The sequence below is a fragment of the Flavimobilis sp. BM9 genome (assembly GCF_058313055.1).
This window is the reverse complement of sequence record NZ_JBZEMO010000021.1, coordinates 1-270: the sequence shown is the minus strand read 5'-3', so window position 1 is coordinate 270 and position 270 is coordinate 1. Positions and strand designations below refer to the sequence as shown.

Here is a 270-nt window from a genome sequence, read left to right as displayed (position 1 = left end):
CGATGCGCGACTTCGCGGAGGACGAGATCCGCAGCGCGCGCGAGGGGATGGCCCGTCTCGAGGTCGAGCTGCAGAAGATGCTGCTGCCGAAGGACCCGAACGACGATCGCAACATCTTCCTCGAAATCCGCGCGGGCACCGGCGGCGACGAATCGGCGCTGTTCGCGGGCGACCTGCTGCGCATGTACCTGCGCTTCGCGGAACGCCAGCGCTGGCAGGTCGAGATGATGTCGGAAAGCGCGTCGGATCTCGGCGGCTACAAGGAAGTGA

The 270-nt window shown here is 66.3% G+C and carries 1 protein-coding gene; it reads left to right on the top strand.

The annotated features are described in order from the left end of the window. Nucleotides 1–270, top strand: a 270-nt coding sequence (locus AC4F3Q_RS13555) for a PCRF domain-containing protein (protein ID WP_491040423.1), incomplete at both ends; no start/stop codon positions are given.